Source organism: Paraburkholderia dipogonis (assembly GCF_042680985.1).
Lineage (GTDB): Bacteria > Pseudomonadota > Gammaproteobacteria > Burkholderiales > Burkholderiaceae > Paraburkholderia > Paraburkholderia phytofirmans.
In genome coordinates, this window is record NZ_JBHUFR010000026.1 from 81,806 (window position 1) to 98,922 (window position 17,117).

Consider the following 17,117-nt stretch of genomic DNA (forward strand, 5'->3'; position numbering starts at 1 on the left):
CCGCGGAGGAGTTCCAGCATGAGCGCAAATGCAGCCGTTGCCACCGTCAAGTTGCTGATCAACGGCGAGTTCGTCGAGTCGAAGACCACCGAATGGCGCGACATCGTCAATCCCGCCACGCAAGAGGTGCTGGCGCGCGTGCCGTTCGCCACCGCCGCTGAAGTGAACGAAGCCATCCGTTCCGCCCACGCCGCGTTCAAGACCTGGAAGGACACGCCGATCGGCGCGCGCATGCGCATCATGCTGAAGTACCAGGCGCTGATTCGCGAGCATTCGCCGCGTATTGCCAGGACCTTGAGCGCGGAGCAGGGCAAGACGATTCCGGATGCCGAAGGCGATATCTTTCGCGGCCTCGAAGTGGTCGAGCATGCATGCTCGATCGGCACCTTGCAGCAGGGCGAATTCGCGGAGAACGTGGCGGGCGGCGTGGATACCTACACGCTGCGCCAGCCGATCGGCGTGTGCGCCGGCATCACGCCGTTCAACTTCCCGGCGATGATCCCGCTGTGGATGTTCCCGATGGCGATCGTCTGCGGCAATACCTTCGTGTTGAAGCCTTCCGAACAGGATCCGCTCTCGACCATGCAACTGGTCGAACTCGCGCTCGAAGCGGGCGTGCCGAAGGGTGTGCTGAATGTTGTGCACGGCGGCAAGGAAGTGGTCGACGCGCTCTGCACGCACGAACTCGTGAAGGCCGTTTCGTTCGTCGGCTCGACGGCGGTCGGTACGCACGTGTACCGCCTCGGCAGCGAGCACGGCAAGCGCGTGCAATCGATGATGGGCGCGAAGAACCACGCCGTTGTCCTGCCCGATGCGAACCGCGAGCAGACCTTGAACGCGCTTGCCGGTGCGGGTTTTGGTGCGGCGGGGCAGCGCTGCATGGCGACCTCGGTGGTCGTGCTGGTGGGTGCCGCGCAGCAATGGTTGCCGGATCTGGTCGCCAAGGCCAGGACGTTGAAAGTCAACGCGGGCAACGAACCGAACACGGACATCGGCCCGGTGGTTTCGCGCGCGGCGAAGCAGCGCATTCTCGGCTTGATCGAAACGGGCGTGAAAGAAGGCGCGACACTCGCGCTCGACGGCCGCGACATTAAAGTGCCCGGCTACGAGCAAGGCAACTTTATCGGCCCGACGGTTTTTTCCGATGTCACCACCGAGATGGAAATCTATCGCCAGGAGATTTTCGGCCCGGTGCTGGTGGTGCTGAACGCGGCCACGCTCGATGACGCCATCGCGCTGGTCAACCGCAATCCGTTCGGCAACGGCGTGGGCCTGTTCACGCAGAGCGGCGCGGCGGCGCGCAAGTTCCAGAGCGAGATCGATATCGGCCAGGTCGGCATCAACATTCCGATTCCGGTGCCGGTGCCATCCTTCAGCTTTACCGGTTCGCGCGGCTCGAAACTCGGCGACCTCGGCCCCTATGGCAAACAGGTCGTGCAGTTCTACACGCAGACCAAGACCGTCACCGCGCGCTGGTTCGACGACGACACCGTCAACGACGGCGTCAACACGACCATCAGCCTGCGCTGAATGTTGGCGTCCACGGGAGACATCATGAAAATAGGTTTTATCGGACTCGGCAACATGGGCGCGCCGATGGCGCACAACCTGCTCAAGGCGGGTCACGCGGTCAACGTATTCGACCTCAACGCGCAAGCCGTGCAGGCGCTCGTGGATGCGGGCGCGAAAGCGGCCGCATCGCCGAAAGCCGCGGTAACCGACGCGGCATGCGTGATCACCATGCTGCCCGCCGCCGCGCATGTGCGCAGCGTGCTGAGCGCGGACGACGGCGTTTTCGCCGGCATCGCGAAGGGCGTGACGATCGTCGATTCGAGCACGATCGATCCCGCGAGCGTCAAGGCGTTCGCCGAACTCGCGCAGCAGAACGGCAACACCTTCGTCGATGCGCCGGTTTCAGGCGGCACCGGCGGCGCGGCGGCGGGCACGCTGACCTTCATGGTCGGCGGCAGCGCGAGCGCGTATGAGCAGGTCAAGCCGGTGCTCTCGGCGATGGGCAAGAACATCGTGCATTGCGGCGATACCGGCACGGGCCAGGTCGCGAAGATCTGCAACAACCTCGTGCTCGGCATCACGATGGCGGGCGTCGCCGAAGCCATGTCGCTCGGCGAGGCGCTCGGCATCGACCCGAAAGTGCTGGGTGGCATCATCAATACATCGACGGGGCGCTGCTGGAGTTCGGACACCTACAATCCGATGCCCGGCGTGATCGAGACCGCGCCGTCTACTCGCGGTTACACGGGTGGCTTCGGCACGGATCTGATGCTTAAGGACCTCGGCCTCGCCACCGACGCCGCGAAAACCGCGCGTCAACCGGTTTATCTCGGCGCACTGGCGCAACAGCTTTATCAAACGATGAGCGCGAAAGGCGCGGGACGTCTCGACTTTTCCGCGGTCATCAAGCTGTATCGTCAGGACGGCCTGGGCAGTAAGGACGGAGGCGCGGCATGATCGAACTCGACTACGCGCACGACGGCGCCGTCGCGCAACTCACGCTTAAGCGGCCGCCGGTCAACGCGTTTACGCCCGAGGGCTTGCTGCAATTACAGGGGATCGTCGAACGTTTGAACGGCGAGGCGCGCGTGCGCGCCATCGTGGTCACCGGCGACGGCCCCAAGTTCTTCAGCGCGGGCGCCGACCTGAACACCTTCGCCGACGGCAATCGCGAAGTCGCACGCACGGCGGCGGCGCGTTTCGGCGCGGCGTTTGAAACCTTGCAGAACGCGCGGCCCGTGGTGATCGCGGCGATCAACGGCTATGCGATGGGCGGCGGTCTCGAATGCGCGCTGGCTTGCGATATCCGCATCGCGGAACAGCATGCCTTGCTGGCGTTGCCCGAGACCGCGGTCGGCTTGCTGCCCTGCGGTTGCGGCACGCAGACGCTGCCGTGGCTGGTCGGCGAAGGCTGGGCCAAACGGATGATTCTGACCGGCGAGCGCGTCGATGCGGCGACGGCGCTGCGCATCGGCCTAGTCGAAGAAGTAGTGGAGAAGGGCGCGGCGCGCGAGGCGGCGTTGGTCATGGCCGCGCGCGTCGCCACCTTGAGTCCGCAGGCGGTCGGCTTCAGCAAGACGCTGATTCATCAGGGCCGCAATGGCGTGCCGCGTTCGGCGGCGCTGGCGCTGGAGCGCGAGCGCTTTGTCGATTTGTTCGACGGCGCCGATCAGCGCGAAGGCGTCAATGCGTTCCTCGAAAAGCGCCCGCCGCGCTGGCAGGTGACGCAGGCCGCGCAGACCGACGCCTCGCAACCGGAGACGCGTCAATGAGCGCCTTGCAAAGCGTCGCGCACGATACAAGCCTCGAAGCGGAACGCGAGATCCTGTTTCGCGTGGTGAATCGCGTGGCGATCATCACGCTGAACCGGCCGGCCGCGCTCAATGCGCTTTCGCATGCGATGGTGCGCGAGCTCGCCGTGCTGGTCGAGCATTGCCGCACCGACGACGGCATCGTCGCGCTCGTGCTCAAAGGCGCGGGCGCCAAGGGTTTCTGCGCCGGCGGCGACGTGCGCGAAGTGCAGCGGCTCGCGAAGAACAGCGACAGCCGCTGGCTCGCGTTCTTCGTCGACGAATACCGGCTCGACTATGCGCTGCACATGTTTCCGAAGCCGGTGGTCGCGTTGCTCGACGGCATTGCGATGGGCGGCGGCATGGGGCTCGGCCAGGGAGCGCGGCTGCGCATCGTGACCGAGCGCAGCAAGATCGCCATGCCGGAGACGCGCATCGGCTTTCTGCCGGACGTCGGCGCGACGCGTTTTCTGAGTGTGATGCCGGCGGAACTCGAGTTGTATGTCGGGCTGACCGGCGTGACCTTGTCCGGCGCCGACGCGTTGCGCCTGCAACTGGCGGATCTGTGCGTGCCGGCCGAATGGCTCGCCAGTTTCGAAGAGCGTCTGCAGCGCATGCCGCTCGAAGGCGATCTGATGTCCGCCTTGCGCGGCGTGTTCGAGCCGCCGTGCAATATCATTCCGCACGCGCCGCTGGCGGTGTTCACCCAGCTGATCTTGCGGCATTTCGATCGGCGTTCGAGCATCGACCGGATGGTCGCGACGGTGCGGCACGATTTGCTGCGCGAGCCGCCGCGCGAGGTGAAGCAGTGGTTGCAGTCCACCTACGACGCGCTGACCGGTCATTCGCCCACCATGCTGTACGTCACGCGTGAGGCGCTGTTGCGCGGCCGGCAGATGACTCTGGCCGAGTGCTTTCGCATGGAACTCGGCATCGTCAAACGCGTGATCGAGGAGGGTGACTTCTGCGAAGGCGTGCGGGCCCAGTTGATCGACAAGGATCGCAAAGCCCGCTGGGCGCCCGCCACGCTCGCCGAGGTGCGGCCGGAGCGCGTCAGGCATTTTCTCGCCTCGCCGTGGAAGAGCGATGCGCATCCGCTGGCTGCGTTGGGGGCGGAGCAGAGCTGACGTGACATTGCGTTAAAGCGGGGCGGCCGTTGCGCCCGCTCCCCGCTTGCAAGCCGAAGAACCGGGCGCCATGCCGTCCGACGACAACGTTCTGCGCTCGCAGACGAACCGGCACCAGTTGCCGCAGATCATTTCACTCGCTGCCGGCGACCTTTTCTATTCCATACCCTGCGCCGCGCCGCGGAGCCTCAAGGTCTGGCAGCGTCGAACCCTCCAAGCCTCCAGGCTCGAAGCCTCAATCTCCCGTCTCCAAGCCGACCTGTACGCCACCTTCGCCCGGTTTTCTAACCAGTGGACGGCGCTCGGGAACGAATCATGCTGCTGAGTTTGGTTGACCTGACGCTGCTAGCGTCGGTGCACGTAGAAGAGGCCGCAAGCCACGACTCGCTGTATCAGGCGGTCACGTGCATTTGCCGCTGTCGGGCGGGGTTGCGCCGGGACAAGGCGAGTTCCGCGGCGAGCGCCGGCAGCGATTGCCGCCGCGCCCGCTCGAGTTCGACGGCCGGCGTCTTTCGTGCAATTCAACCATTTCAAGGAAACCGTCATGGACAGGAATCGTGTCGAAGGTGCAGCGAAACAGGTCAAGGGTTCCGTGAGAGAAACGATCGGCAAGGTCACCGGCAACCGGACGACGCAGGCCAAGGGCGCGGCGGAGAAGTTGACGGGCAAGGTGCAGTCGAAAGTAGGGCAGTTCGCCGATGCCGTGCGCGCTCGCGTGAAGCGGTAACAGTAACGACGGTAAGCAGGATCGAGCGCCGGCTCCCGCCGGCGACGGCTTGTTGACCCGGTTCAAAGGAGAGGATCGATGAATTCAAATCAGTTCGAAGGTACGGTGAAGGATGCAGCGGGCAAGGTGCAGGACGCCGTCGGCGGCCTGACCGGAGATGCGGAATTGCAAGCCGAAGGCAAGGTCCGTCAGTTAGCCGGCAAGGCGCAGGCGAAATACGGCGACAGCGTCGATCAGGTCGCCGAAACGACGCGCAACAATCCAATCGGTGCGTTGCTGATCGCGCTCGGCGTCGGCTTTCTGCTCGGCAAGCTGATCTGATTACATCGCGCGCCGCGCCTTGCGTTTGTTTTGTGCGCGGGCGCAGGCGCGTCCTTTCTTTCCTGCGTTTTACGCTGCTTTGATTGCACAGCGCGCCCTGGCTCGCCAGGGCGCGCTGTGTCTGCGATGCCTGCCCGGTGTTCCCGGCGCGTTCGAGGCGCCGGATCTCATCGTCTATTCGAGGAAGGTTCATGCTGGGATTCGATGTTCGCACAGCCAGACAGGTCTGGACCGCGCTTCTGATCGCGCTGCTGTTTTTCTGCATCTATATGGCGTCGTCCACCGTGCTGGTGGCGGTGTTCGCGGTCTTCTTCAGTTATCTGATCTATCCGATGGTCGATCTCGTCGAGCGCATCCGGCCGCGCCGTATGCCGCGCGTGGCGTCGATCGCGCTGGTGTTCGTCGTGGTCGTCGCGGTGATCGCGGTGGTCGGATCGATCTTCGGCGTGCAGTTGCAGGACGAGGCGACGCATCTGCTCGCGCAACTGCCTCAGTTGATGAAGTCCGATGTGCCCAACCGCATTCCGTTGCCGCATTTTCTGGAACCGCTGCGCGAGCGGATCGTCGATTTCGTGCGCGGCCAGATCGAGACGGGTTCCGACAAAGCGGTGCCGATGGCGCGCAGCGTCGGCCTCGGCGTGATGCACGCGGCCAGCAATCTGATCTACCTCGTGCTGATTCCGATTCTGAGCTTCCTGCTGATCAAGGAAGGTCCGCAGATGCGCGAGGACTTTCTCGATCTGCTGAACGACCGGCATCGCACCTTGTGGGCGGAGATCGTGACCGATCTGAACGTGCTGTTGTCGAAGTACGTGCGGGCGTTGCTGTTTCTGTCGCTGGCTACGCTGATCTGCTACGGCGTGGCGTTCTCGCTGCTCGGCGTGCCTTACGCGTTTCTGCTGGCGGTGAGCGCGGGTTTGCTGGAGTTCGTGCCATTCGCCGGGCCGCTCGGCGCTGTCGCGATCACGCTGGTGGTGGCCGTGTTCAGCGGCTATCCGCATCTGCTGTGGCTGGTGATCTTTATCGCGCTCTACCGGCTGTTTCAGGACTACGTGCTCAATCCGTATCTGATGAGCGAAGGCGTGGAGGTCAGTCCGTTTCTCGTCATCGTCGGCTTGCTTGCCGGCGATCAGCTGGGCGGCGTGGCGGGGATTTTCCTGGCCGTGCCGGTGATTGCCATGCTGAAAATCATCATTGGACGGGCCCGCGTGTTCTATGCGGCTTCACACGATGAAGGCGAAGCCGCGCGCCGCGCGCTGACCGGCAAGACCGATTAATCCATGAGTCCGCGCGGCGCCTTGCAAGAGAGCGCCGCGCGAGCCGCGCGATCAACTTTCGCCGATCGCTTCACCGTGCATCACGCCCGGCGCGGGCGCGTCGGCTTGCGCGCCACGCACGCGGGACACCCACAACACGCCGGCTAGCGCGACCGCCACCGAAGCCCAGCCGACAGTCCCGTACCCCACGATCTGACCGTCCGGCGAACTGCTGAGCATCAAGCCGCCGATCCACGCGCCGCATCCCGTGCCCAACGCCTGGAGCGCGCTGTTCGCGCTGAGGAACGCGCCGCGCCGCGCAGGCTCGGGCACGATGGTCAGCAGTGCCTGCATCGGCACCATGCGTCCGGACATCAGCACCATGAACACCGGGAAGAACATCACCAGCGCGTAGAACGGCAGATTCGGCAGATGGGTGACGAACAGCACCGGCGCGAACGCGAGCACGGCGGCGATTCTGAACACGCGCCGCGTGCCGTACTTGTCAGCGAGCCTGCCCACGCGACGCGAAGTGAAGAACGTCGCCGCTCCGCCGGCCATATAGAGCCATGACAATTGCTCGGGCGCCACGCCGTGATTGGCAACCAGCACCGGCGAAATGAACGGAATCACCAGCATGTGCGCGACCATCATCATGAAGGTCAGTGCAAACGCATTCAGATGCCGCGGGTTGCTCAGGAGCCGCCACAAATCCGGCAGCACCTCCGCGAGCGGCGGCTGACGACGGCTCAAATGCTCCGCCAGCGACGGCACCAACTGCCGTCCCGCCGTCCACACGAGCAGCGACAACGCCACCAGCAGAAAGAACGGCGCCGCCCAGCCGAAGTGCGCGCCCAGCATCACGCCGGCCGGCACGCCCGCGATCGCCGCGAGCGAAAACGCCGTCATGATCGTGCCGGTGGCGGCGCCACGGCGCTGAACCGGAATCACGTCGCTGACGATCGCCATGATCACCGAGCCGAGCACGCCGCCCGTGATGCCGGCGAACGCGCGTGCGGCAAGCAGCAGCGGAAAACTGCTCGCCAGCGCGCACGCCAGATTCGACAGCGCGAACAGCGCATACATGGTCAGCATCAGACGGCGCCGGTCGAAGCGGTCGATATAGGTCGCCGCGAACAGGCCGGACAGTCCCGAGCACCACGAATACGCCGACACGGCCGTCGCGAATGCAGCTGGCGTGATGGCAAACGCCTGCATGATCTGCGGGCCGAGCGGCATCATCACCATGAAGTCCATGATGATGGTGAACTGCGTCAGCGCGAGCAGCCACAGCAGGCGGCGCTCGTGCTTTGCGCTTATTGAGTACATCGATCGATTCCTTGTTGTTGTTTTTGGAAGCACAGTGCTCGCGCGCCTGGCGGAGCCTCGTCATCGCACACGCCGCAAGGCGCATGCGATTAGGCTGACGGCCGACGCTCAATCGTCGAGCGTTTCGTGCACCGCCTCGGCGCCCTGTTTCCAGTAGCTGGCCGCGCGAATGCGTGATTTGGCGACGCCGCGTTCTGTGCACAGGTGATAGCGCACCGCGCGTATGGTCGCGGATTCGCCGGCTGCCCATACGTAGCCTTCGCCATCTTCGGGCAGGTAGATGTCGCGTACCGCCTGCAGCAAGGCGTCGCCGCGCACACCCGCTTCGCTGCGATAGCGCCAGACGAGATGCAACTCGGCTTGCGTGGTGAATTCGATTCGCGCCGACGGATCGGCCACTTCGATCACCGCCGCGACGCGCGTGCCGGCCGGCAGCTCTTCGAGGCGCCGGGCGATGGCGGGCAACGCGGTATCGTCGCCGATCAGCAGATGCCAGTCGAAACCCTTAGGTATCACAAGCGAACCGCGCGGGCCGCCGATGCCGAGATACTGGCCCACTTTGGCTTGCGCCGCCCACGTCGCCGCGGGGCCCGCTTCGTGCATGGCGAACTCGATGTCGAGTTCGCGCGCCTCGCGATCGAAGCGGCGCGGCGTGAAATCGCGTGCGACCGGACGCGGCTGGCCGGCGGGAAACACCGGACCGTCGGGGCCCGCTTCCGGCAGCACCGGTTTGTCCGCGCCGGGTTCGGGGAAGAACACCTTGAGGTGGTCGTCGAACGATGCGGAGACGAAGTCGTGCAGATCTTCGCCCGTGAACGTGACGCGGATCAGATGCGGGGTCAGCACGCGCACCTGCTTGACTTGCAGCAGACGGAATTTCAGCGGATGGCGTACGCGGTGGACGGCGAGGCCGGTTTGGCTATCGGGTTGGTTCGCGGCTTGATGGTCTTTAGTCAGCATGAGGGTGCTTCTCCTGTTCGTTCGATGAGCGAGCGTTTACGCGCGCAAGCGGGGCTCCCGGCGCGCATGAGCGCGCCGTCAACGGGCGGTGCGAGTTCAGACGGCCGGCCCGGCGTTGTCGCCGTTCTTGCTGCTGTCCGGCTCGATTTCGCTTTCGATTTCTTTGGCCGCGCGCAGCAGAATTTCAGCGATGCGGCGCTGTTGCGCCGCCGGCGCGTTGTCACGGCGCAGCAACGCATGCTTCAACGCGCGGCGCGCTTCGCTCAGCTCGGGCAGCCAGCCGCCTTCGCTGATGTCGGCCGGCTCTTCGCCGGCAAACGCGCGGCGCACCGAATCCATCTTGCGGGCAATATGGCTCAGCTTGGCCAGCATCAATTCGACGCGGTCGCGGTTGGCGGCCAGATATTCGCGGCCGGTTTTCGACAGCTCGTAGCGCTTGCGGTTGCCTTCGAGCTGCACGGTCACGTAGCCGAGTTCTTCCAGATACGTGAGCGCCGGATAGACCATGCCCGGGCTCGGGCTGTAAAAACCGTTGGAGCGCGTTTCAAGCGCCTTGATCAGTTCATAGCCGTGGCTGGGCTGCGAGCCGATCATCGAGAGGAGCAGCAGTTGCAGGTCGTCGGAGCTGAATTTGCGGCCGCGCGGAAAACCGTCACCGTCGCCGCCGAAGCCGCCCGCGCCGCCGCCGAAGCGCCCGCCACGACCGCCGCCGCGATGCTCGTGATGCCGGCCGATGGCGTGCCACAGCGCGTGCAGCGCGAAGCGGTCGTGGCCGTGACGAGTTGGGCCGCTGTGGGGGGCGGTACGGGATTCGTCGTGCTCATCGCGGCCGCGTTCTTCGCGGTGGTCGTGGTCGCGGGCGAAGGCATGCCAAAAGGCATGGAGTGTGCCACGCTCGTGGCCGAGGGGGAAACTGTCGTCCGCCATGCGCGGACGGGAAAAACGGTGATGATGACGCATCTTGGGTACTCCGTTTGTGTCTTAAGATGTGTCTTAAGATATATATCTAAAGATAGTTTGTCAAATTCCTTTTTTGCGATGGTCGTCTTTCATGCTCTCGTGAAATTGATCTGAAGCGCCGGATTGCTTCTCCGCGCGGCATCGGCGGTAGCCGAGACGCGACGAGCATGCTTGCAATTCGGTGTGTTCGGGGGGCTGGTGAAGGGGCGGCCCGCGCCGCGTATCGAGATGATCGACGAGTTCAACTCGATCGAGTTCGAGGATGGGGTGAACGAGCGGGTGGTCGGGGCGACCGCTTATGAGACTGTACCGGCGGAGGGAGTGGGGGTGGGCGAGGTAGGTTGCAAGGGCGGGCGAGCGCCGCGCGCTCACCCGCCCATCACACTCAAAAAATCGACTGCCCCGTATAAGTCGTCAACCACTCCAGCGCCAGCACCCCCGCCGCCGAGTTGCCATTGCTATCCAGCGCCGGCGACCACACGCACGCCGCCATCTCCCCCGGCAGCACGGCGACGATCCCGCCGCCCACACCGCTTTTCGCCGGCAAGCCGACCCGGTAGACGAAATCGCCCGCCGCGTCGTAAGTGCCGCAGGTCAGCATCAGCGCGGAAAGGCGTTTGGCCGAACTCGTGTCGAGAATCCGTTCGCCGGTGGCCGGCGCCACGCCGTGATTGGTCAGGAATAGCGCCGCCTTCGCGAGCTCGACGCAACTCATCGAGATCGCGCATTGACGGCAATAAGCATCGACCACCACTTCCGGCGGCATCTCCATGTTGCCGAAGCTCGCCATGAAATGTGCCATCGCGCGGTTGCGGTGGGCGTGCTGCAGCTCCGACTGAGCGACGCGCGAATCGTAGTCGATGCCGGTTTCGCCCGTGAGCCGTCGCATGAATTCGACCAGCGCCGTCTCGGCCTGCACGAAGCGGCGGCACAGCACATCGGTCACGACCAGCGCGCCGGCGTTGATGAACGGATTGCGCGGCTTGCCGCGCTCGCTTTCAAGCTGGACGAGCGAATTGAACGCGGTGCCCGAGGGCTCCCGGCCGACGCGTTCCCACAGTGCGTCGCCGAGCAACTGGAACGCGAGCGTGCAGGCGAACAGCTTGGAAATGCTCTGAATGGAAAAGCGCGTGTCGGCCTCGCCGGTGCGGAAAATTTCACCCGACGCCGTGACGATCGCCATGCCGAAACTGTCGGCGGGCACCGTGGCGAGTTCGGGAATGTAATCGGCCACCTTGCCGGCGCCCAGAAAAGGCTGCAGATCGCCGCGGATCTGTTCGAGGATGGATGCGTAGTTCATTGGGCTCGGACCGTTGGAGCCGCAATTCTACTGGCAAGCCGGAGCGAATTGCTCGTGCGGCACAGCGCCGTGCGCCGCAATCCGGCACACGCGACGTTCGGCGAGCGCCTCGACCGGCTATGCTAATCTTGCTGCCTTTCCGGCAACAACAGGGCAAAACGGACTCCATGATGGAGACTTTCGATCCAGACGGCGTCGAGCAACCGGTGTTCGTGACGGCCGAGCGGTACGAGACGCTGGACGAACCGTTGGCCGCCTATCGTCGCGCGCGGCTGATCCACGTGAGCGCCGGGGTGCTGATCGTGCGCACCGAGACCGAGCGCTGGGTGGTGCCGCCGGGTCACGCGGTCTGGATGCCCGCGGGTCTGCTGCACCGCTTGTCCGCCGCGGGTCCCGTCGAATTTCATTCGCTCCATGTCGCGCCTGACGCCGCGCCGCTTGCGCCGCACAGCGGCGCCGTCGTGCCCGACCTGCTGGTGGCGGCGTTGCTGATCGCCGCGGCCGATCTGCCGTACGACCAGCCGTTCGACGAACCGGCCGCGCGTCTCGTGCAAGTATTGCTGGACCGGCTGCCGGGTCTGCGCTCTGCGCCGCTAGGGTTGAACTGGCCGCGCGATCCACGCGCCCAGCGGATCGCCGACGCGCTGAGCGCCAATCCGTCCGACGCCGCGGTACTCGAAGATCTGGCCGCGGCCGCCGGCGTGACGGCCCGCACGGCGGCGCGCCTGTTCGTCAAGGAAACGGGGCAAACTTTCGGGCAGTGGCGCCAGCAACTTCGCCTGCTGGTCGCATTGGAACATCTCGGCGGCGGCGCGAGCGTCACGCAGGTGGCGCTCGAAGTGGGCTACAGCGACGTGTCGTCGTTCATTGCGGTGTTCCGGGACGCGTTCGGCGACACGCCCGCGCGCTATTTCCGCTAACGCATCACCGTCGCCCGCCCCCGGTAGCAGGCTGCTCGAGGCAGCCTCAAGGACACTGTCGCACTCTCAATGCGCGCCGGCCGCGTCCGGGCCGCCACCGCCCTTGGCCGGCCGCGTAATCCAGATCAGCGGAATGATCAGAATGAAGATGACCGCCGAGACGAAGAAGATATCGTTCAGGCCCATCATGGCCGCCTGCGTGTTCACGGTGAAATCGAACAACGCATGGGCCGATTGCGGATTCATATGCAGCAGCGACTGGGTCGAGTCGATCTGCTGATTGAAGGTCGGGTTATTGATGGAGGCCTGCTCGGTGAGCCGCGCGTGATGCAGCACGGTACGGTTGTTCCATTCGTTGCCGGCGATGGAGGTGCCCACCGCGCCGCAGAACACGCGGGCGAAATTGGACAGACCCGCCGCCGCGGGAATCTTGTTTGGCGGCTGGCCGGCCAGGATGATCGCGGTCAGCGGCACGAAGAACAGCGCCATCGGAATGCCTTGCAGCAGAGTCGGTAGGACCAGATGCCACGTGTCGATCTCGATCACATATTTCGAGCGCATGTAAAACACGATCGCGAAGCCGACAAACGCCATCGTGGCGATCACGCGCGCATCCGAGCGCGGCAGCACGCGGCCCATCACCGGAGCGAGGATCACCGCGAATATGCCGAGCGGGGCGGTGACGAGACCGGCGTCGACGGAGCGGTAATTCAGATACTCCTGCATCCATTGCGGCAGGAGCACGAGATTGCCGAAGAACACGCCATACGCGACCGAAATCGCAATCGTGCCGCCGAGAAAATTGCGCTGCTGAAACAGCCGCAAATCGACGATCGGATGGTCCTCGGTCAATTCCCACACAAGGAAGAACGCGAAGCTGATGAGCGCGGTGATGCCGAGAATCACGATCACCGGCGACGCGAACCAGTCGAGATCCTTGCCCTTGTCCAGCATGATCTGCAGCGAGGCGACCCACGTGATCAGCAGACCGAGTCCGACCACGTCGATGGGCGGCTTGCGGGTCGGCGACTCGCGGGTCCGATAGATCATCCACGTGACGCCGGCCGCGAAAATGCCGACCGGAATGTTGATGTAGAAGATCCATGACCAGCTGTAACTATCCGTGATCCAGCCGCCCAGCGCCGGGCCCGCAATCGGGCCGACGGTCGCGGTCATCGCCCATAAGGAAAGCGCGGTCGACGATTTCTCCTTCGGATACGAGCCGAGCAGAATGGCTTGCGACAAAGGAATCAGCGGGCCGGCCACGGCGCCCTGAAAGACCCGCGCGAGCAGCAGGATCGGCAGCGTCGGCGCAATGCCGCACAACCACGATGCCAGCACGAACATCAGGATCGCGCCGACGAACAGCTTCACCTGGCCGATGCGTTGCGTGAGCCAGCCGGTGAGCGGGATCGACACGGCGTTGGCCGCGGCGAACACGGTGATGACCCACGTGCCTTCATCCACCGAGACGCCGAGGTTGCCCGAAATGGTTGGGATCGCAACATTGGCGATCGACGTGTCCAGCACATTCATGAAGGTGGCGAGCGCGACGGCAATCGTGGCGAGCACCAGTTGGCCGCCCTTCAGCGGCGGCGGTGGTGCGGGCGGCGGCGCGGCGGGCGCGGAAGTGGGCTGGCTCAAGCGGTTCTCCGGATCGGTGTGCCGCGGACGGGCTGCGTTGAGGTTGTATTTCATGCCGGCGCGATGCGCCGGGCCGCAGGTCCGCTGAATGCTCGCAAAAGCATACCTGCATTCACGTTTGGACGTCGTCGGCGCGCGCAAAGGCGAGGGCGAAAACAAATCCGGCAGCGTATGCTCGCGGCTGAGGCTGCATGCAGCGCACGGCGCTATCCATGACGACGCGGTGCAGTCGCGCGTGCGGGACGACCATCCACGAATCAAGAGAGAAAAGGAACGAATATGGCCTGGGAGCAATTCGAACACGGCTGGCGGCGCGCGCCGGTGAGCGCGCCTGCCAAAGGGCTGGTGGTGCTGATGCACGGCGTCGGCAGCAATGCGCGCGACCTGATGCCGCTGGCGGACATCTGGAGCGAGAGCCTGCCCGATGTGGCCTTCACCTCGCTCGACGGCACCGACGCCTTCGACGGCGGCTTCGGCGGGCGCCAGTGGTTCAGCCTGCGCGACGTCGACGAAGGCAATCGCGAGGCGCGCGTCGCCGCGGCCTATCCGGCGTTGCGGCGCATGCTCGAAGCCGAACTCGCGCACTGGCAGGTGTCGTTCGGGCGCCTGGCGCTGGTCGGATTCTCGCAAGGCTCGATCATGGCGATGCACCATGTGGCGACCAGCGCGGAAGGCGCGGCCGGTGTGGTCGCGTATTCGGGGCGGCTCGCCTCGGTGATCGTCGCGCAAAACGGCACGGCGCTCACGCTGATCCACGGCGAGGACGACCAAGTGATCCCGGTGCAGGAACTCGAATCCGCCGCCGACGCCTTCAACAGCGCCGGCTATACCGTCGACGCCTACGCGCTGCCCGGCACCGGCCACACGATCAACGCCGATGGCGTCGCGCTCGGCCAGGAGGCGCTGGAACACGCGCTGGGCGCTTTGTCGCGCGGCTGACACGCTCCGATCGAAAAGCCGCGCTAAAGATTCTGATCTGCTTGCCGTTAACTGCTCATAAGCATGAAAATCACCCCCGCCGCGCGGACCGCGGAACGCCCGACAGGGCGGCCCAAGCGGCTCGGGTGACCGGGGGCGCATTTTCCAGACTGCCCGGTACGGGCGGATAACGACACATCAGAGCCTTCCTATGGCCAGACCGACGCCGCATTACCCGCTTTTCGATCGCTTGTTCCGTCAATCCGTGACGGTGGACCTCGGCACGGCCAACACCCTGATCTATACCGACGACGGCGGCATCGTGCTGAACCAGCCGTCCGTCGTGTGCTTCGAGAAAGACACCGCCGACCGGCCAAAACGCGTCGCCGCGGTCGGCACCCAGGCGCGCCAGATGCTGGGCCGCGCGCCGACCAACCTCGAAGCGGTGCGGCCGATGCGCCACGGCGTGATCGCAAACTTCTCCGCTGCCGAACACATGATCAGGCAATTCGTCGAGATGGCGCGCCCGCGGCCGCTGTTCAGCCGCCGCGCCGCGTTCACCTTGTGCGTGCCGGCCGGCGCGACCCAAGTCGAGCGCCGCGCGATCAAGGAAGCGGCCGTGGCGGCCGGCGCGTGGAAGGTGAGCCTGATCGGCGAATCGCTGGCGTCGGCGGTCGGCGCCGGTTTGCCGGTGTCGGAGGCGACCGGTTCGATGGTGGTCGATATCGGCGGCGGCACGACGGAAGTCGGCGTGATCGCGCTCGGCGGCATGGCGTATAGCGGCTCGATCCGCGTGGGCGGCGACAGCTTCGACATGGCGATCGTGAGCTACGTACGCAATCTGTACGGCGTGCTGCTCGGCGAACAGACCGCTGAGCACGTCAAGAAAAGCATCGGCTCGGCCATGCGCGACGTGCCGCGCGAGCATATGAACGCGACCGGCCGCAGCGTCGACGACGGCCTGCCGCGCACGGTTCAACTGAGCAACCACGATATCGCCGATGCGATCGAAGGTCCGCTGCGTCAGATGATCGGCGCGGTCAAGCGTGGGCTCGAAGAGGCGCCGGCCGAACTGGTGACCGACATCGCCAGCAACGGCATCGTGCTGACGGGCGGCGGTGCGCTGCTCGGCAACCTGAGCCGCCGCCTGACGGACGAAATCGGCCTCGACGTGCGCGTCGCCGATGAACCGCTGACCTGCGCGGTACGCGGCGCGGGCACGGCGGCCACCGCCGGTCTGCTGGACGAATTCGCTTACGAATGAGTTTGCGCGTGGGGCTGGCGGCGCTGCTGCTATCGCCATGCTCGCGTCCGGCCGCTGAAGCAGGCTCCGAAGCAGCCTTCCACGCCGCTCGACAGGCTATGTGACAATACGCTTCGCGTCCCAGATTCAGGGACTTGCACGCGTTTCCTTTCCCCCATTCCATGTCGAGTCGACAGCGCCGCACTCAGGCGTTGCCGCGCTACCCGCAACTACTCGTGAATCAATCTTTGCGCGCTGCGTCTTCTTCGGCATCTTTCATCGAACTGCGAAGCGGTTTGCGCATGCCTTACGTGCAAGCCGGCGAAGGTGAATTGCTGCTGTTCGTGCACGGTTCGTTATGCGACTACCGCTACTGGCAGCCGCAACTCGCGGGCCTGTCGAAGCGCTATCGTTGTGTCGCGGTGAGTCTTACGCACTACTGGCCGGCGGCCGATACCGAGCCCGGCCTGCCGTTCAGTTGGAGCGAGCACGCGAACGAAGTGGCGGAATTCATCGAGCGGTTCGGCGTGGGGCCGGCGCACGTGGTGGGACATTCGCGCGGCGGTTGCGTGACGTTTCATTTCGCGCGGCGTCATCCTGAACACGTGCGGACATTGACGCTCGCCGACCCGGGTGGTCCGTTGCAGATTGCCGGACGCCCGCCCGCGAGTTTGCCGGAGACGGTCAATGCGTTGCGCGCGAAAGCGGCGCAACTGATCGAAAGCGGGGAGGTGGAGGCGGGCCTGCAGCTGTTCGTCGACTCGGTCAGCCGGCCCGGATTCTGGGCAATGAGCACGCCGGGTTTTCGCAGGATGGCGACCGACAATGCGCACACTCTCGCGCCTCAATTTCGCGATCCGTTACCCGCCTATGTTCCCGAGCAAGCCGCCGAGGTGCGATGCCCGGTTCTGCTGATCGACGGAGAAAAGAGTCCCGAGATGTTTCGCCGTACCGCGGCCGCGCTGCAAAACTGGCTGCCGGATGCGCGCCGCGAAACGGTGCGCGGGGCGTCGCACGGAATGAACCTCGCGCATCCGTCGGCGTTCAATCGTTACGTCGACGAATTCATTCGTTCAGTAAGCGCGCAATGTGCACAACGAGCGCAATGAG

General features: G+C 65.0%; 17 protein-coding genes. 12 read left to right on the top strand and 5 right to left on the bottom strand.

Features of this window, described 5'->3' with window-relative positions:
• Positions 1-18: 18 nt before the first annotated feature.
• From ACFSNN_RS30195 to ACFSNN_RS30230, 8 genes are all read left to right on the top strand, one after another.
• Positions 19-1,530 carry a CoA-acylating methylmalonate-semialdehyde dehydrogenase gene (locus ACFSNN_RS30195; protein WP_134464095.1) on the top strand — a complete coding sequence of 504 codons (1,512 nt, stop codon included), beginning with the start codon at positions 19-21 and terminating at the stop codon, positions 1,528-1,530.
• Positions 1,531-1,554: 24 nt separating this feature from the next.
• Positions 1,555-2,469, top strand: coding sequence for a 3-hydroxyisobutyrate dehydrogenase (gene mmsB, locus ACFSNN_RS30200; RefSeq protein ID WP_134464097.1), 915 nt, complete (start codon positions 1,555-1,557; stop codon positions 2,467-2,469).
• Positions 2,466-3,284, top strand: coding sequence for an enoyl-CoA hydratase (locus tag ACFSNN_RS30205; RefSeq protein ID WP_134464099.1), 819 nt, complete (start codon positions 2,466-2,468; stop codon positions 3,282-3,284). Before mmsB ends, ACFSNN_RS30205 begins: the two co-directional genes overlap by 4 nt.
• Entirely contained in the window at positions 3,281-4,429 is a 1,149-nt protein-coding gene (locus ACFSNN_RS30210; RefSeq protein ID WP_134464101.1) for an enoyl-CoA hydratase/isomerase family protein, read from the top strand. The genes ACFSNN_RS30205 and ACFSNN_RS30210 overlap by 4 nt, the downstream gene beginning before the upstream one ends.
• Positions 4,430-4,499: 70 nt before the next feature.
• A complete protein-coding gene (locus ACFSNN_RS30215) occupies positions 4,500-4,754 on the top strand; it encodes a hypothetical protein (RefSeq protein WP_134464103.1) in 255 nt (84 codons plus the stop codon).
• Between the two features lie 219 nt (positions 4,755-4,973).
• Complete coding sequence (locus tag ACFSNN_RS30220; RefSeq protein WP_134464105.1) at positions 4,974-5,156, top strand: CsbD family protein; 183 nt, start codon at positions 4,974-4,976, stop codon at positions 5,154-5,156.
• A 78-nt stretch (positions 5,157-5,234) separates the two neighbouring features.
• A complete protein-coding gene (locus tag ACFSNN_RS30225) occupies positions 5,235-5,477 on the top strand; it encodes a CsbD family protein (RefSeq protein ID WP_134464107.1) in 243 nt (80 codons plus the stop codon).
• 191 nt (positions 5,478-5,668) lie between these two features.
• A complete protein-coding gene (locus tag ACFSNN_RS30230) occupies positions 5,669-6,754 on the top strand; it encodes an AI-2E family transporter (RefSeq protein WP_134464109.1) in 1,086 nt (361 codons plus the stop codon).
• A 51-nt stretch (positions 6,755-6,805) separates the two neighbouring features.
• Here ACFSNN_RS30230 and ACFSNN_RS30235 read toward each other — a convergent pair whose 3' ends face one another.
• The 4 genes from ACFSNN_RS30235 to ACFSNN_RS30250 form a co-directional block, all read right to left on the bottom strand.
• Positions 6,806-8,062, bottom strand: coding sequence for an MFS transporter (locus ACFSNN_RS30235; protein WP_134464111.1), 1,257 nt, complete (start codon positions 8,060-8,062; stop codon positions 6,806-6,808).
• A 108-nt stretch (positions 8,063-8,170) separates the two neighbouring features.
• Positions 8,171-9,022, bottom strand: coding sequence for a siderophore-interacting protein (locus tag ACFSNN_RS30240; RefSeq protein WP_134464113.1), 852 nt, complete (start codon positions 9,020-9,022; stop codon positions 8,171-8,173).
• A 96-nt stretch (positions 9,023-9,118) separates the two neighbouring features.
• Positions 9,119-9,982 carry a PadR family transcriptional regulator gene (locus ACFSNN_RS30245; RefSeq protein ID WP_134464115.1) on the bottom strand — a complete coding sequence of 288 codons (864 nt, stop codon included), beginning with the start codon at positions 9,980-9,982 and terminating at the stop codon, positions 9,119-9,121.
• A gap of 385 nt (positions 9,983-10,367) precedes the next feature.
• On the bottom strand, positions 10,368-11,282 hold the full coding sequence (locus tag ACFSNN_RS30250; RefSeq protein WP_134464117.1) for a glutaminase: 915 nt from the start codon (positions 11,280-11,282) through the stop codon (positions 10,368-10,370).
• A 167-nt stretch (positions 11,283-11,449) separates the two neighbouring features.
• Here ACFSNN_RS30250 and ACFSNN_RS30255 point away from each other — a divergent pair, with 167 nt between their 5' ends.
• Positions 11,450-12,202 (top strand): AraC family transcriptional regulator, encoded by a 753-nt coding sequence (locus tag ACFSNN_RS30255; protein WP_134464119.1) that lies wholly within the window; start codon positions 11,450-11,452, stop codon positions 12,200-12,202.
• 66 nt (positions 12,203-12,268) lie between these two features.
• On the opposite strand, the gene ACFSNN_RS30260 is transcribed toward ACFSNN_RS30255, so the two are convergent.
• Positions 12,269-13,900 carry a DHA2 family efflux MFS transporter permease subunit gene (locus tag ACFSNN_RS30260; protein WP_377747419.1) on the bottom strand — a complete coding sequence of 544 codons (1,632 nt, stop codon included), beginning with the start codon at positions 13,898-13,900 and terminating at the stop codon, positions 12,269-12,271.
• Positions 13,901-14,125: 225 nt separating this feature from the next.
• Here ACFSNN_RS30260 and ACFSNN_RS30265 point away from each other — a divergent pair, with 225 nt between their 5' ends.
• From ACFSNN_RS30265 to ACFSNN_RS30275, 3 genes are all read left to right on the top strand, one after another.
• Positions 14,126-14,785, top strand: coding sequence for an alpha/beta hydrolase (locus ACFSNN_RS30265; RefSeq protein WP_134464121.1), 660 nt, complete (start codon positions 14,126-14,128; stop codon positions 14,783-14,785).
• Positions 14,786-14,975: 190 nt separating this feature from the next.
• Positions 14,976-16,028: a rod shape-determining protein gene (mreB, locus tag ACFSNN_RS30270; RefSeq protein WP_134464123.1), complete on the top strand. Its 1,053-nt coding sequence runs from the start codon at positions 14,976-14,978 to the stop codon at positions 16,026-16,028.
• Positions 16,029-16,309: 281 nt separating this feature from the next.
• A complete protein-coding gene (locus ACFSNN_RS30275) occupies positions 16,310-17,116 on the top strand; it encodes an alpha/beta fold hydrolase (protein ID WP_134465606.1) in 807 nt (268 codons plus the stop codon).
• Position 17,117 lies beyond the last annotated feature (1 nt).

Coding starts and splice junctions, on each gene's coding strand:
- ACFSNN_RS30250 (WP_134464117.1), bottom strand. CDS start 11,282: ATGAACTACGCATCCATCCTCGAACAGATCCGCGGCGATCTGCAGCCT.
- ACFSNN_RS30235 (WP_134464111.1), bottom strand. CDS start 8,062: ATGTACTCAATAAGCGCAAAGCACGAGCGCCGCCTGCTGTGGCTGCTC.
- ACFSNN_RS30225 (WP_134464107.1), top strand. CDS start 5,235: ATGAATTCAAATCAGTTCGAAGGTACGGTGAAGGATGCAGCGGGCAAG.
- ACFSNN_RS30230 (WP_134464109.1), top strand. CDS start 5,669: ATGCTGGGATTCGATGTTCGCACAGCCAGACAGGTCTGGACCGCGCTT.
- ACFSNN_RS30195 (WP_134464095.1), top strand. CDS start 19: ATGAGCGCAAATGCAGCCGTTGCCACCGTCAAGTTGCTGATCAACGGC.
- ACFSNN_RS30205 (WP_134464099.1), top strand. CDS start 2,466: ATGATCGAACTCGACTACGCGCACGACGGCGCCGTCGCGCAACTCACG.
- mmsB (WP_134464097.1), top strand. CDS start 1,555: ATGAAAATAGGTTTTATCGGACTCGGCAACATGGGCGCGCCGATGGCG.
- ACFSNN_RS30210 (WP_134464101.1), top strand. CDS start 3,281: ATGAGCGCCTTGCAAAGCGTCGCGCACGATACAAGCCTCGAAGCGGAA.
- ACFSNN_RS30260 (WP_377747419.1), bottom strand. CDS start 13,900: ATGAAATACAACCTCAACGCAGCCCGTCCGCGGCACACCGATCCGGAG.
- ACFSNN_RS30220 (WP_134464105.1), top strand. CDS start 4,974: ATGGACAGGAATCGTGTCGAAGGTGCAGCGAAACAGGTCAAGGGTTCC.
- mreB (WP_134464123.1), top strand. CDS start 14,976: ATGGCCAGACCGACGCCGCATTACCCGCTTTTCGATCGCTTGTTCCGT.
- ACFSNN_RS30265 (WP_134464121.1), top strand. CDS start 14,126: ATGGCCTGGGAGCAATTCGAACACGGCTGGCGGCGCGCGCCGGTGAGC.
- ACFSNN_RS30245 (WP_134464115.1), bottom strand. CDS start 9,982: ATGCGTCATCATCACCGTTTTTCCCGTCCGCGCATGGCGGACGACAGT.
- ACFSNN_RS30215 (WP_134464103.1), top strand. CDS start 4,500: ATGCCGTCCGACGACAACGTTCTGCGCTCGCAGACGAACCGGCACCAG.
- ACFSNN_RS30275 (WP_134465606.1), top strand. CDS start 16,310: ATGCCTTACGTGCAAGCCGGCGAAGGTGAATTGCTGCTGTTCGTGCAC.
- ACFSNN_RS30240 (WP_134464113.1), bottom strand. CDS start 9,022: ATGCTGACTAAAGACCATCAAGCCGCGAACCAACCCGATAGCCAAACC.
- ACFSNN_RS30255 (WP_134464119.1), top strand. CDS start 11,450: ATGATGGAGACTTTCGATCCAGACGGCGTCGAGCAACCGGTGTTCGTG.